This window comes from Gimesia sp. (genome assembly GCF_048260065.1).
In the GTDB taxonomy this organism is placed as follows: domain Bacteria; phylum Planctomycetota; class Planctomycetia; order Planctomycetales; family Planctomycetaceae; genus Gimesia.
Genome location: NZ_JBLXHC010000006.1, coordinates 316801 through 331673, shown reverse-complemented (window position 1 = coordinate 331673; position 14873 = coordinate 316801). Strand labels below are relative to the sequence as shown.

4 protein-coding genes and 1 pseudogene are annotated in these 14873 nt (G+C 46.8%); 3 read left to right on the top strand and 2 right to left on the bottom strand.

Going from position 1 to position 14873, the window contains the following annotated elements; genetic code table 11:
* Positions 1-924 precede the first annotated feature (924 nt).
* Positions 925-3738 (top strand): hypothetical protein, encoded by a 2814-nt coding sequence (locus ACN0YN_RS14020; RefSeq protein WP_417385642.1) that lies wholly within the window; start codon positions 925-927, stop codon positions 3736-3738.
* A 377-nt stretch (positions 3739-4115) separates the two neighbouring features.
* Here ACN0YN_RS14020 and ACN0YN_RS14015 read toward each other — a convergent pair.
* Positions 4116-4220: pseudogene (locus ACN0YN_RS14015) on the bottom strand (IS3 family transposase); the annotation flags it as partial.
* 556 nt (positions 4221-4776) lie between these two features.
* Positions 4777-5778, bottom strand: a complete 1002-nt coding sequence (locus ACN0YN_RS14010) for a carbohydrate kinase family protein (protein WP_417385641.1) — start codon at positions 5776-5778, stop codon at positions 4777-4779.
* A gap of 373 nt (positions 5779-6151) precedes the next feature.
* On the opposite strand from ACN0YN_RS14010, the gene ACN0YN_RS14005 reads away from it, so the two are divergent.
* On the top strand, positions 6152-10321 hold the full coding sequence (locus tag ACN0YN_RS14005; protein WP_417385640.1) for an SUMF1/EgtB/PvdO family nonheme iron enzyme: 4170 nt from the start codon (positions 6152-6154) through the stop codon (positions 10319-10321).
* A gap of 165 nt (positions 10322-10486) precedes the next feature.
* Positions 10487-14869 (top strand): SUMF1/EgtB/PvdO family nonheme iron enzyme, encoded by a 4383-nt coding sequence (locus ACN0YN_RS14000; protein ID WP_417385639.1) that lies wholly within the window; start codon positions 10487-10489, stop codon positions 14867-14869.
* Positions 14870-14873: the final 4 nt, after the last annotated feature.

The window sequence follows — 14873 nt, the reverse complement described above, 5'->3', positions numbered from 1 at the left end:
ATATAGCAATGGTAGTAGAGGTACTCAAATGGTTGAAGAGAACATTCCAGAACAACTGACGATTGAGTCTCAGAACAGACGTAGGGCGGTGCAGAAGAAATGGGACTCTCAATTCATCGCCGGGCCTATTCCTATTCCCTGGATCACTCACGCCGCATCCCTACCAGGTAAGTCACTGTCCGTGGCCTTGGCAGTGTGGTTTGAGTCAAGGAAAAGGTATTGGAAACCAATTCGAGCTGGTAACGCATTACTCTCAAGATTCCACGTGAGTCGTCAACAAGGCTATCGAGCTTTGAATATGCTCGAATCCGCAGGTCTGATCAGTATCGAGCGTCACCGAGGCCGAAGTCCGGTCGTAACGATCGTTTGTCGACACGATCGGGGAAAGTAAAGTGCCGATCCTATAGGGTACTCAATCACTTTATAACTTTTCTGACTATCGAACAAAGTGAATACTGAAATGTGGATGGGGGCTGTAACCATCTCTCAATCCGAGATAATCAATTTCGAACTCGAGTCTTCGAGTCGGTAATGAAGGGATGAATCTATGGATGTTAATTACCCAGGTTGTTCCGTCAAAGAAACATCTACCGTTGGCGACTTTTCATGGGGAGTTGCAGACGTTCTTAGCTGGCTCGGTCGAGCCACAGAACTCCCGGGGAAAGGTTCGCTCGCGACGGCACTTATGATCCTGAGAGAGGGCTTTCGATATGATCGGTGGTATATTCTTCTCACACCAAGAGTTCTTCGACGATACAACCTGAGCCGAACTACGGTATATCGTGCTCTGCAGGTGCTTGAATCTAGTGGGTTCATCGAGGTCTATCGCAATCGAGGGGAAAGCCCTCGGATTTCGATCATATTTCACTCAATTAACCTCCGCGATTCGGAGCTTTTGAAACCGATACCTCAAAAGGAGACAACATGATGTCGAATCCTCCCAAATCTTTAGCAGCACGACTGGACTGGGGTAAGGTTCTGCTCGAATTGGGTATCGATGATGGTCGAAGGATACTCCCTAAAGCAATGAAATGTCCGCTTTGCGGCGACGGAAGTATGAAGATAATGGAAGATCAGGTCCTGGGTGGCGCATGGTTTTTCTGCTTCAAATGCCTGTTTGCCGGTGATGTCATTGAGCTGGTTGCGATGTTTCGTGAGTGTGATCTGGATCAAGCCATCGAGTTGCTGGAGCTTCGTGAATTCTTTGAAGCGGATCTGAAGGAGGATGACATTGCCAGTTACCGGTCTCAGCACGTCGAGTATCGGCATCGACTCAGGGAGTTTTGGAAGTCTGCACAAAGCGAACCGTTGCTAAAGTTTAAGGCATCAGGTCGAATGCTAATGCGCCGTATTGCGATGTTCGACACAGCATGTCATGGTCTGTGGTCCACGCATCACGGCCAATTATTTGGAGCAGCCCACAAAAATGAGATCGAAGAACTGTTCGCACCATATTCATATCAACCTCAGGTTCGATCGAATCATCAAGAAAAATCATCGAAGCGGCGTGGACCAGGCCCAGGCAAACGTAGGTTGTTTGAAGGACACGACTGGGATGATTTCGTGATAATTCCACATTCTGACCTACCCGGACGAATCATAGGGTTTACCTTTATCGGACGAGATGGTAATACTGATCAGGGTGACATCATTTTCAAACGAGGGAATCTCGGGTGCTGCAGTCAACGGCCGAGAGAGTCCGGCTTCGCTTGGCTGGATGTGCTCCACAGAAAGTCTAACCCCGCATTCAGTGGGACCGTTTTCATTTTTACTGAGATCCTTCAAGCAACCCTTCTCCATGCTCGACATCTTCGTGACTCAAGAATACCGCTACCCATTCTGGCAGTAAGGTCAAGTCGTGACTTTCAACCTCTCAATTTACCTCCCGAGGTTGCTGAAAGGACGATCGTCTTTTGTGGTCCCCCGAACGAGACGATCCCCCTCGCGAAACGTTTTGGTGGAATGGTCTCAGATTATGAGCTTTCTGAAGCTAGCATGGAGAGAGGTCTCAGTGGCTACGATTCGTTATTTCAGTTGAGACAATTCCGTAATCATGCGATCCCTTGGCAGGCAGCACTGGGTAAGCAATTAACACAACTAAATGGCGCTGACGTTGAGATGCTGATCGTCAAACTTGGGCTCACCCCCGACGAATGTCGCAGTCTCCGTGGAGGGTTTGACATTCAGACCGATAAGCTGTGGGAAAACTATGATCCATCCCAACTGTCTGTGAACCGAGTGCGGGTAGGTGGGCAAACTGTCGTGGAACGTCCGGAAGGATGGTTTATTGAAGAGACTGGGGAAAAAATCTGCAATTACCCGTTGCGTGTTGAAAGAATTATCACGACCGAAGCGGGGAAGACCTATCTCAATGTCCGGGTCGAGCGGCCTGAGCAACCGCTCGAGTTGTATATCTCCGAAGAGATTGTCAAGAAAAAATCACTATTTGAGACAGCATCGAATGGCCTGAGAGAGAAAACAGGAGATCTCCTCAATTACCAGAAGAGGAAATGGGCGAAAGAATCGTTGTTCATTGCTCGCGAGTTCGGACAACCGAAAATCCTGACCCATGCAGGGCGTGTAGGTTACTGGGCTGATCAACGTTGCTATCAATTCCCACACTATGCCATCAACTTAACCGGAGGCATTCTCTCCGACCCCATCCCCCGGGAATTCTATGAGGAACCACTTCCAGGAAATGAATTCGCATCCCCCGAGAACAATAGGCAAGCTGTCATGATGCTTTCGATGAAGACTCCCCAAACTCAAATTCTATGGGCGCTGGCAGTTTGTGTATTACAGCACTTGCTTGCGGGTAGAGGTTGCCGCGAGCAAGGCAATGGTATCATCCTTGACGGAGAATTCGCCCACAAAACCGGCGAAATGGCGGCGATAGCCCTTGGCTGTAATACTGCTTCGAGCAGTCAACGGGGTAACAGATCACATTTGGACTTTGTGTCAAGTACTTGTATGGCACACGACATACCAACTCTAATCCAATTTGGCCATCAATCGCGAGTTTGCATGACAACGTCGTGGCTGGATGATATCGGCATACGGAAGGCGATCCTACAGTTGTCTTCATATGCGGCATTGGCTGTCAGTTCCCATTTGGGATTCGTGCGAATTCACGCTTACGAATCCCCCCAACCTCTCGGCATGCTATCGCGTCATGCCCGCTGGGTCATTCCACGGTACCTAAGGGATGTTTGCCAGCGGAAGCATCAGATAAACATCTGGGCTCAGCAACGCGAATTGCTGGCTCTTTTGGACGATATAGCTGATTGGTTTCACCGGGATGGGGGGGACCCAGAAGCGGTGACGGATGCTGCAAGCATGCTGAACTTCGATTATGTAGAACCTGAACGATCATTTTTTGAGCTCTTGTTGAGAATGAAACAAGAAGGCGATATCGCCTGGTGCCATCGCGATGAATATAGGTCAGATTTGAAAAGTAAATCGATCGCAGTTATCGAGCCGAACATTGGAATTAGAGAAGACAGCGGGGTACGGATATTTCCTGGGGTGATCAATCAGGTCTTGAAACGAAAACGTGCTCCCAGCTTTGCTGTTGGAGTGGTAAGAGAAAGGCTTCAGTCGCTATCAGTCCTGCAAGGCTGTGAGCAATTCGATGGAGGCGAATCATGGCTCCTGGATTATGGATGGTGGGCGGGTTGTGTCGGGGGTAGGAAAACATGCAGACACTTTAGGGGGGAACTGCGTAAAAAGTACGTTTAGACCGTTTGATTTATTCCGCAAATGGAGCGGCGGAATGGGTTGAGTAGAAGTGACTTTTGGACTCTATAGGCCTCCGTAATGCCTTTCAGTAGGTTTCGGGCCCTTAAAATAAAGGCGTTTAAAGACATTGGCGAAGTTCAGGTTAAGTGCTTATGGGTGATGGAGCGAGAGCAGAGGGCGTTCTGAATTCCCATAATGACTTTTCTGTTGCGCGGCGGTCACCAACGCTAAGAAACGAACAGTTTGCCGAAGTGTTACGCTTTAAGAAAGAGATATACCGTTCTTCAGGAATAGTAGCGCTGGAATAAGGTTATACTGCCTGCCCCATTCACGATTGGAGATGAAGTTCCCCAGAAATAGTGGGCGCTGGAATTAGGTTATACTGCCTGCTCAAACATTTCGGGGCTCTGATAGCCCAGAGATGAATGGAGCCTTTCACGGTTATAAAACACTTCGATGTATTCGAAGATGCTGTGCCGGGCTAATGCCGTCTAATGTATGCAGTTGTTCACAAACGGAGAGGCTGTTGGCCCGGACGAGGCTTCCCGGTCGACGCGCCAGATCGGGTGATTCGGCGTTGTACCGATCTGTTTGGATTCCCCCTCGACTGAGATGTCCAGGGTTTGTGAAGCTGCGTGTTGGAAGGTCCCAGTGACGATCTAGAAGCCCGGTCCTGGACGGTGTGCGGGGGGGGAGGACAGTCTGCACTACGGGCTGCTTCAATCTCAAGGATAGTACCGTTTTTTCCTACAAATCAGGCTGATTTTAAACAGAACCTTGTCCAAGAAGTAACCCCAAATCGACTCTTCACCAAGTACATGCTTTCTTAGCGAATCGCTATCGAGTTTTTTCCACGGGGTTTTAAATTATCCGGTGTGGCAATGGGATCATGCAAATGTCACACCATGCTCTCTTTGGCTAAACAGTTGATTGTGACAGAACTTGACGGTGTGTTTTATGTCTGACGCACTCAAAAAGCCCGTTGAATTGACTTAACAATTCAGCGGGCTGAGAGTCGACCAGAACACAGATTGGCTGTTACATCAGTATTCCAAATGCTAACCCAGCGATCAGGCTACTGGCAGCAACCGTCAGTTTATTGATCGGGGCAGTAACCTTAAATTTACTCTTGGGAGGCTGAAACGGTACACGTTTACGCGTCAATGATTCCTGGTCCAATCGGGATAAATCGGTAACACCCGATTTTTCGATATGCCGTGTTGCTGCGGTCATGGCCAGGGTGATTGCCTTCCGCCATGACTTACCATTCACTCGCATGGCCGCAAGAGTTCCTACGAAAACATCACCTGCACCTATCGTGGATTTTACATTTTTGGCCTGAATTGTCGGTTGAAAGATCCAGTTCCCATCGCAGTAACCATTTACGGAATCTTTAGAAGTGATAATCACATTCTTCACTGAACGATCGCGGAGCCATTGAATCGCTTTGACCGGATCGGAAAATCCAGTCCAATAAGTGGCTTCATTGTCATTGATAACTGTGACACCTGCCATCTGGGCCAATTGAATGCACATGCCGGCGTTTTCCAATTGCTGTTTTGACAGTTGAAGAATCGAATTGGAATTCGTCTTGAGAATCTGCTTCGTTAATTCATAATCCTTCTGTGTCATTGGACCAACAATCAGCATTTCACTGTTGGCACAGATTTCCCGGATATGGACAGGCAGATCCTGAATTATGGTAGAAGCACGCTTTGTAATGATCGAATTTCCGCTGATTACCGAAGCACGTGTGGCTTCCATTGCAGGATGTAAAAGTAGCGTCTGTTCTTTGAATTCATCGAAGGCCAACTCTTTAATGATCTTGCCCAGGAAATCATCCGCGATCAGCAGGATCAGTGCTACTGTTACGTACAATCCAGCAGCCCTTGCCCCATTGACAGGCGCACCGCCTACTTTGAATTCGAGATCGCCGTCCCGTTTGTCAGCACCTGAATTTGAATCAAAAGGTGCAGAGTGAATATCAAGCACCCCCGACCCAAACGACGTGATTTTGTGTTTTTTGTTCATCCGGTTCATTTGAAAAAACCTTTCATCTAATATGAGTCTGGAAGCATTACTAGAAACGAGGCTCTCCTATGCCAGTAAGTCACTGGTAAACAGGAATGCCACAAACAGAGGGCCCGCGTCGATGAGAGTCCTGGTACTGATTCGAAGTAACTTGCGTCGCATCTGTCTCTCCCAATTAAAGCCAGTGGAACTTGCGAGGAGCTGAAGCTGTTCCTTTCCCCTTGTTTTAAGTAATGAGTTTAGGGGATCGAAGATGACCGGTATTTGTAAAGTTTTTAAAATTCTCTAGCTTCTTGCCTGACCACAGATTTGCATCTCTACGACAGTGTTGACAAAATGACACTATGCATAAGCTGCTTCGATTGAATGTAAAGGGCTGTAGATGACGTTGTTACAACAGATGGATCGACGCAGGAGGGCAGGTGATTATCTTCACGCACTTTTGTTCTTTACCGGTCCCGAAGACAATAAAGAAGACGCATTTCGAGCCCATTTTCTGGGAAAAGGCTCAGATGGTGAGTATCAGACATGTTTGTTATTAGAGGCGGCATCTCAAGGACATGCTGCAGCGATATTAGACGAACTGACAAATAATCCACTCGCTCAAACTTTGTTTCCGAGTGAGTGTGCCTGTTTCATGTTCCAGGCCCGCATGAAACTGATCGAGTCGATCCAGATATTGGACGACTCATCTGAACTGATCACTCAACTGATCTCTGAAGCGGTAGACCTCTATCGGCGGGCTTATCAGTACGAAAAGAAGACACCCCCGACATCAGAGGCTGCAGGCACACCAGATTTTGTTAAAAAACTACAGGGGCGCTGGAAAACTGCGCTCATCGAAGTCGAAAAACAAAAACGGCTTCAAGACAGCAGAGTCGCTGATTGGGACGATCCAGTCCTGCTAATGGTGGCAGAATCCCTTTATTACCTGCTCAATGACGGCATGCTTTCAATGGAAGGAAAACCTGTTGAGAGTTCTGTGTTGTTGGCTATGGAGACTGAAAAAAAAGTTATCAATCCTGAAGGCGAGCAAAAAAGTGTAAAGATTCCGGAAGGCTTCCTGGCACATCTGGTTGTTGAAAAGGTCCCGGGAGGGACCGGCCTGCTATATCCTGATTGCCGCTATTGTGGCTATCTGCCGCTGGCTCCTGGTTTTCGTCAGGGTTTGCGTAATGTGATGACAGTGTTGAAAGGACGAGAAGAATGGAGTGACCCGCAAGCATTCTCATTTAACTATCGCTGGCGGTTAATTCCACTTAGCCCGAAAAGTGGGTTCAAGCTGCCACAAGCGGTGGGAGCCATCGATGGACGATCCGCCGAGGCGGCTTTTGCATCTGCTGTCTTGGCAGCAACTCGAAATGAGCGTCTTGACCAGCAGACAGTAATTTCCGCCTGTTTTGATGAACCAGAAACAAATGACAGACTGCATCAAGTCGCCAGTGTTTCTGAAAAACTACTGGCTTTTCGTGACGAACAAATCGATGACCATCCTGAAGTTCTTCATTTTGTAGGAATGAAAACACATCGTCTTCATAAGTTTGTACTGTATGAGAAGGAAGGAAAACAACCGGCCTTGCCTCAGGATGCCAAAGTTTACGATTGGACTGTCAGGTTCTCGTATGTGGAGAGCTTTGATCAAGCCTATCGGCTCCTGACAAGCTATTGTCGAATTACCAAGTTAGTAAAAGATCACCTGAAAACAAGAGCAATAGAACTACTTAAAGGAACTTGCAACCCTTATGTGTTTTCGAAACTCTCCAAACTTCAAATAGGAAAATCGGAGAGCATGGGGCCTGAGTCGGAAACCAAGAAGTTATTGAAGATATTATCAAAATATTCAATGTTTCAAAAAGCAAAATCGGAGAGCATGGGGCCTGAGTCGGAAAATAAGAAGATTCTGTCCGCAGAAGAAGCGGAAGCACTGCTGATGGGTAATTTAGATACTCAGACATTGCGTAATCGCATTCTTGCAGAAAGTGGGCTTGGCAAATCAACAATGCTGATCAAAGCAGAAGAATTAATTGCTTCGACTGAAGGAGATCGGATTCCGTTGCGAATCGGTGCAGGGCCAATGAGCCTGGCTACTGATGATAGTGGAGACCTGTTACGTCTGCCTGCCTTATCTGATTTCAAATGGGACATTAAGCCCTCTGAATTGGAGGATTTTCTTTCTCTTCTGGCGCAGCGACTCTTCAGCGACTTGATCTCAGACAAAACGGAACGTGATCAGTGGATTTGTGAAGCAGTACAGCGTGGAAATGTGGTCTTTCTATTTGATGCACTTGATCAAACAAGTGAAGCTCCCCGGTTTCAGAATTTTCTGACTTGTGATGGTGTCAACCGTTGTCCGGTCATAATCACGGGGCGCCCGGAAACAAGACAATTAAAATGGGCGAGTTATGATCAACAATATGACTGGGACCAACATACCTACTTTGCTGAACCCTTCGATAAAGTACAAGTGGGAGAGTTTTGGGGTTATACCCATGTTCCTATACAATTGCTTGTCAGTTTTGAGTCCTGTCAAATTACAGAAAACCCACGCAGCAGGATCGAGTTGCTTTATGAAAGCGCTGACTGGGAAGCACTGCTGAAAGTGCCCTTACTACTGACTCAGATCAAAAAATTGGCAGAAGAAGAAAAACTTGCTGATCTGCGAAACAGGGAAGCAGTTTATTTTGAGACACTGAAGATGCTTGTCGATCATGGTCATAAAAGCTACCGACAATCATCCAGTATAGAATCAGAGTTTGAAGGTCTTGATTACATTGAAATATTGCTGGGAGAAGTTGCCTGGGAGATGATTTCACAGGAAGCGAATCAATCTGATAGATTGATTGGAATGACAGTTGCTAATTTTACGGGAGGGTTAACTGGAAGAGCTTATACCGACTTTTTCATTAAGCATAAACCCATGCTTACTCAACTTGATGCGCTTAATTTAACAACACGACAGACTTATTTTGATCAAAACCAAAGAACACAAACTCTGATTGCCTGGAGACATTTCTCGTTTTGTGAATGGTTTGCAGGATTGCATCTGTCAAAGATGGCACCGGAACAACAGGAACGGTGGATTGAGACAAATACTTTTGACTCCCGCTGGTATGGCATCTTCCGGTTTGCTTTAAGCGCTGCAGACCGGGATAAAGAACTAGACGAGAATGTTGTAAACCATCTCGCTACATGTTTGTTGAAATATGGGGCAGCTTTCCTCTTATGGGAAATTATCGAACAGGACAGTGTACTGATCACTACCAAGCTGGATCTGTTCTGTCGTTGGCTGGTACATCGAGATAGTGTTGGTTGTGATGCCTGGTTAGAACGACCAGATAAAAACATTCTGAAAATAGAGCTTGATGAAGATCTTGTTGAAATACTAAATACTATGTTCGAATGTAAAGAGGAAAAATTAAATTATGAACCGAAATATCGGGACAGTCGATGGCTACATCCAGCCTGGGAGTTGGTTGAGACAAATCTGCCCGGATCCGAAAGCACGGCTTCTGACGATATTAAACAGGTTTGTCAGAAGATCCATGACAACTTTTTGAGCGAATTTGAAAAACGAGTTTTACAGGCGGCAAAACGCAATCGTGGCAGAAAGTCTAATGAGTGGGAGGGCACTGATCGTGGTATCTTACAACTTGTACCAGAAGACTGTTTTCTTGAATCACCCTTGAGTCAATTTAAATTACTCACCCAAGATGAACTGGACAGCTTTAGAACTTGGCCTGCTTCTGAACAATGTAAGGACTACAGGCAACGACGTGATCAGTTCAATCGACATCTAAGATCTAGTAAGGTTAATTATTGCCTCTGTCCTCCTCGAAACTGGGAACGTCCTGATGGAGGTAATCCTCAGTTTTGTATGGTAGGTGAAAATGAAGAAAGGAAAAAGAACAGAATCCCACCGCATTACATGCTGCAAAGAACACCGATGACTAACCTGCAATTCGAAGTCTTTGATCCACTCCATCAACGATTTCGAGAATGGCAATGGCGACGTCCTGAAGAGTCTGACGAGAATCAACTAGATGATCACCCAGTAGTCGAAGTTTCATTCTTTATGTCCAAAATGATGACAATCTGGATGACAGGAAAAGGGACTTTAGGGATGTATGATTTACCGGAAGAGCAGGATTGGGAAGCGTGTTGCAGAGCAGGACGTGATGCAGAGGTAGATCGTTTTGGAATCCCCTGGACTGATAAAAGTGGCGTAGAACATTTCGATTCTCTTTCTTCGAAAGGGGCGAATCTTCGTGGTAATTACTCTACAGGAAAAGCACCTCAAGGAGAGGACCGTAATGGTACGATTCCTGTTGACAATAAAAGTTTTCCTGGAAACGGATTTGGTCTTTGTGAAATGCATGGTCAAGTTTGGGAATGGTGCGAAAGTACAGAGGCAGAAGATTCTATCGATCGTCCACTTCGCGGAGGTTCTTGGCTCAATGATGCAGGGTTCGCTCTTTCTACCCGACGAGATTTTTGGTACGAACTTGAAAACCGTCGAGGCTATATTGGATTTCGTATCCTCAGGACCAAATAACCATATATGATATTAAATCTGTTACCCTTTGCTCTTTTAAATTTTTATTCTTTTACCCTGCGTAATGCGCGCGTTGAAATATTTGAGATACGATTTGGAATTTTTATCAAAGCAGTTTCATACACCGCTGAGACTCAAGCAGAGAATCAGACTTAGAGAGAATTGATGATGGCGGGCCCGGAAGATTTCAAAGAAGCTCTAAAAATCTGGCATGAAGAAGAGTGCAGTACAGAGCGCAGTACAAACTTTAAAAGTCTGCACTCACACTGGAATGGTGGTCAGGCTACGATTCTGTCCTACCCCCGGGCACTGGCATTAGACGGTCAAGTGCTATCGGCCGAGCTGATCAAGCTGCTTAAGGAATCACTGAATGGTGAAAACTCTCTGTTACAGAATGGTCGGGTCAGGGAGATTCTCGGTATCACTGAAGTTGAAGTCCAAAGCCAGGTCGTGAATCTCGCCAGCGGTATTTTGAACGGCATCCTGGCCTCGCAAGTATTAGCGGGCTGGACGTCCAACAGGAATCATGCTGACTTTACTGAAGCATGGGACGCGATTGAGAACTGCTTCGAGTGCTACCATGCTGCCTGGGATTTTAAATCACCAAAAATCGATGACACTGAGCTTAAGCAGCAACCCGTCGAAGCAGAAATGCTTTCGCATGCCAAACCAGACCCCGATAAAGCCACCGCAATCCTCGATCAATTCCGCGAAGTGAAGCGACCCACGGCAGAGATCTGGTGGACGGAGTCGAACTGGTTACTGGTACGAAGGTTACTCTCTTATCTTTTGGGAGAGCAGGGTGATTCTTTTTTGCAGAAGAATACCGTTCAGATGCTGCTGGTCTCAAAAGAAGATATAGATGGGAATTACAAAGGTGAAACCGCTCCGGTCACTACAACCGCTGTCCAAGAGAGGTGGTCGTCTGCTTATCTGGACCCAGTGAGCCTGGGAATTACGATCCTCGATAAGAAGATGCTTACAAGCCTGGAGTTGGCCGGCAGAGTATGCCAGCCCGTCCTGAGTGAGAACCATCAGTCTCTGCGGATCTCTCCCGATATTGGCAGGCTGGATTATTACATTCAACTGGCAGGTGGTTCTGCGGGGGGAATCGTCACCCTGTCCAGTTGTGCCACAGCTCTGGGCATACGCCTGAACCAGACCGCCACGGCCTCATTCCAAATACAAGAATCTCAAGAGGAAGACGAGTCAGATAAAGAACTGACTATCGATGATCTCACTTTTGAGCCTGTCGGTGAGGACAGTCTCGCTGCCAAATTGCAGCGAGACGTTCTGGGCTCTGCCGTAACCGAGACGGGAGAGCCGCTGAATACGGTCTACCTTCATCATAATCAAAAATGCTGTCTGAACGGGCAGGCTCCGCTGGAGTGGGATGAGTGGACCAAAATGGTTTCCAATCAGCAGCAGCTTACCATCATGCCCATTAAAGAGAAGACGTCACTGCGAACCCTCATTCACCAGATGAGCGGCGATGAACGGATTGAGCATCAATTCGAAAAATATTGTGATACAGTCATCCAGGAATGGGAACAGCTAACAAGGCCCGGTTTAGATGAAGCGGAACTGGAACATTACATCTCCCCCTGGTTTTCACGAGCGATCAATCCCAATTCCACAAAACTGGAAGATTCCTCAGAAAACCAAGATCTCAAAAACTTGTATCGCCCTCTGTGCAATCCAACAGATTCGGAGTCGACCAAATTTCTGTCACTCTTTCAAATGGGGGATGCATCTCAACCAAGTTCCTTAAAATCCCGGCGGATTGTGCTCACAGAGGATGCGGGGGCCGGGAAATCGGTCTTTAGTCGCGCGATCAAGCGCTGGTTATGTAGTCAGGAAGGGCGGGACGCATTGTATGAAGGACAGCCACCACTGGTTATACGCTGGGAACGAGGAAAACACTCCTGGCCAGAGAAAACAGATGCCAACACGTCTGGCAGAAATGTTTATATTCAACATTTAACCGAAGAGATTCAGTCTGCACTGGATATCACAGAAGAAACCAAAGCAGCCTCCATCGTGGAATATGCCATGCGGAAGGGACGCGTCGTATTTATTCTTGATTCCTTTGATCAGCTTGCCGGGAATACCAAAGCACGACAGATTGAAGCATTCGAAGAACTCGTTGAAACTTCCAAATTTCATGATTTTCGAATTATTGTTACCAGTCGGGCAAAGCCCGTTGAAGATCTTCGATCTGAAGAAGGTCTATTCTCCTGGCAAACCTGGAACTTTGTGAGAATCAACGGCTTTACGCCTTTTCAACAGCTGGTCTATCTCAAAGATTTGACTGAGTCACTGGTCGGATTTGCCGATGAGCAAACTCGTCAAGCCTGGGATGATTTCTTTGAGCCATTCAACTCACAAGGAGAATCGATTGGCGAGAGCAGAAATCTGAACCAGGGAGACGATCAGGATGAACCCGATCCCGATCAAGTTGCCCGAGCGTATTTACGACAGATTTTTAAGGATGTCTACGACGAAGTTCAAGAATTACTGGAAGTCCCTGCGGTCCTAAAGTTCATTCGATTTCTTTCGCGCAGTCAAAACAGATTCCCCGAATTTGCCAACCGGGCTGATCTCTATTTTCAGGCAACCGATCATATCTTTGAACGTAATCTGACTAAACACGATCAGTTCAAATCAAATGTTCCAAATTATAAGAAGTACTTTCGAGAAATCCTGTCTGCTGCCGCCTATCAGATGATGATCCTGGATTCGCATACTTACAATGTCGAAAATGATCTGGTAACCAAGCTGGAAGAACTGACTAAGACATGCATTACCAATTCAGCGATCACAAAGAACTGGGATTTACTCTGGGAAAATATGCAGGTTGTTGCCGGGTTAACCAACCACCTGATTCTCGAAGATAAGTCAAAAGACTATTTCGGTTTCAAACATAAGGGCATGATGGAATTTTATGCAGGATTATTTCTATCAAGAAACTCACATGGAGATTGGGACAACATATCCCAGGCTGGACAGGAACTGGAGGGAGCATCCACTCTGATAGAAAAATCGGCAGACTCTAATTGGGACTGGGCATATCGATTTGCAGTGGAACTGCTTGAGTCCAGAAAAACGTCTGCGCGACAATATCCAACGAACGAGTCGCTGCTTCCTTCGCTCAAGGCACTGTTTGCCCCCAAACAAGAAACACATCACTTACGACCGACGAAATTGATGTTTCGTGTCTGGAAGATACTCAAACGGAATGAGAACTCAAATTCTGAGATCAAGAAGTGTCTGGACGATCTTCTGGATTTCTACCGCAGCAGTTTTCGGGGTATTTTCATTGAGCGAGATGAGCAGGGAGAACCGGCAGGGCGAGCGTTTCTGGCTGCAGAATTAGTGCACGAGGATGATCTTCCAGAACTGGTCACGAAAGCTATTGAAGAGCGTGAAGGCAATCTCCGCGTCCAGCTTGGTCAATTAGAGGGAAAAAATCGAACTGAACGCCAGGACGAGAGAACTATCGAAACAGAATTAAACTGGCTGAGAGAATTCGATAAAGACTCGGTCATCAATGGCTGGGTCACAAAAATCACTCCCCATCACCAATCCTACTCCCGTTGTGCCGATTCGATTCACGACAAGCAAACGGGTTCTGACGACTACCTGACGTTTATGATGGGAGCCTCACCAGAGGATGATGAGGCCTATGGAGAGAATGAGGAAGACTATGAAAATGAAAAGCCTTGGCAAATGGTGCGAGTTAAAGCTTTTGACATGGCAGTCTGTAGTGTGACACGGGCTCAGTATTGCCTGTTTGATGCTCAATTGGAGCAGCATTACGAATCTGATTTCAGTCAAATTTCACCAGAACCGGATTGTCCTGTTATCAAGACGAACTGGTTTGACGGTGTGATGTTGAGTTTATGGCTGGGAGACAGGTACCGTCTGCCGAGCGAATTTGAATGGGAGGGGGCAGCCTGGGGAGGCCTTGATCGCTGGGAACCAGAGAACATGAAACTCAAATATTCCGTGCTGTATCATGAATCAATCACGATTAATGAAGTCAATTTCGATGGGAAATTAGGACGCACGTTACCCGTACGCTGGGATCAGGAGCGCTATGAAACATCACAAGACGCTGAATTGAAGAAGATCGTTCGCAACCACTACCTCCCAAACGGGTTCGGCTTGTATCATCTGAATGGCAACGTGTCGGAATGGAGTTCAACGGTTTGGAACACAGAGTTGCTCGACGAACGCATCCTCGAGATATTTTGCTATAATCTAAACCGGGCGCGTGTGGAAATATCTATCGCAGAGGCATTGCAGTGGTTAGAACAAGAATCAGGGTTGGATACTAAGCAGGCTTGGCTCGCATTATGGGAGGAGATGGAGCCGTTGGAAGCTCCGACATCAGTAAGTGTTCATGCGGACTGTTATCATTGTCTTCGGGGTGGTTCCTGGATCATTCTTGCGAGGATCTCGCGTACTTCGAGTCGTTACGGCAACGGGCTCGAACCCGATTACCGACTCAACGATCTTGGGTTGCGTATCCTGAGGACCAAATAACCCT

Excerpts from the sequence above, each read along its gene's own strand:
- ACN0YN_RS14005 (WP_417385640.1), top strand. The coding sequence starts at position 6,152 with ATGACGTTGTTACAACAGATGGATCGACGCAGGAGGGCAGGTGATTAT.
- ACN0YN_RS14020 (WP_417385642.1), top strand. The coding sequence starts at position 925 with ATGATGTCGAATCCTCCCAAATCTTTAGCAGCACGACTGGACTGGGGT.
- ACN0YN_RS14000 (WP_417385639.1), top strand. The coding sequence starts at position 10,487 with ATGATGGCGGGCCCGGAAGATTTCAAAGAAGCTCTAAAAATCTGGCAT.
- ACN0YN_RS14010 (WP_417385641.1), bottom strand. The coding sequence starts at position 5,778 with ATGAACCGGATGAACAAAAAACACAAAATCACGTCGTTTGGGTCGGGG.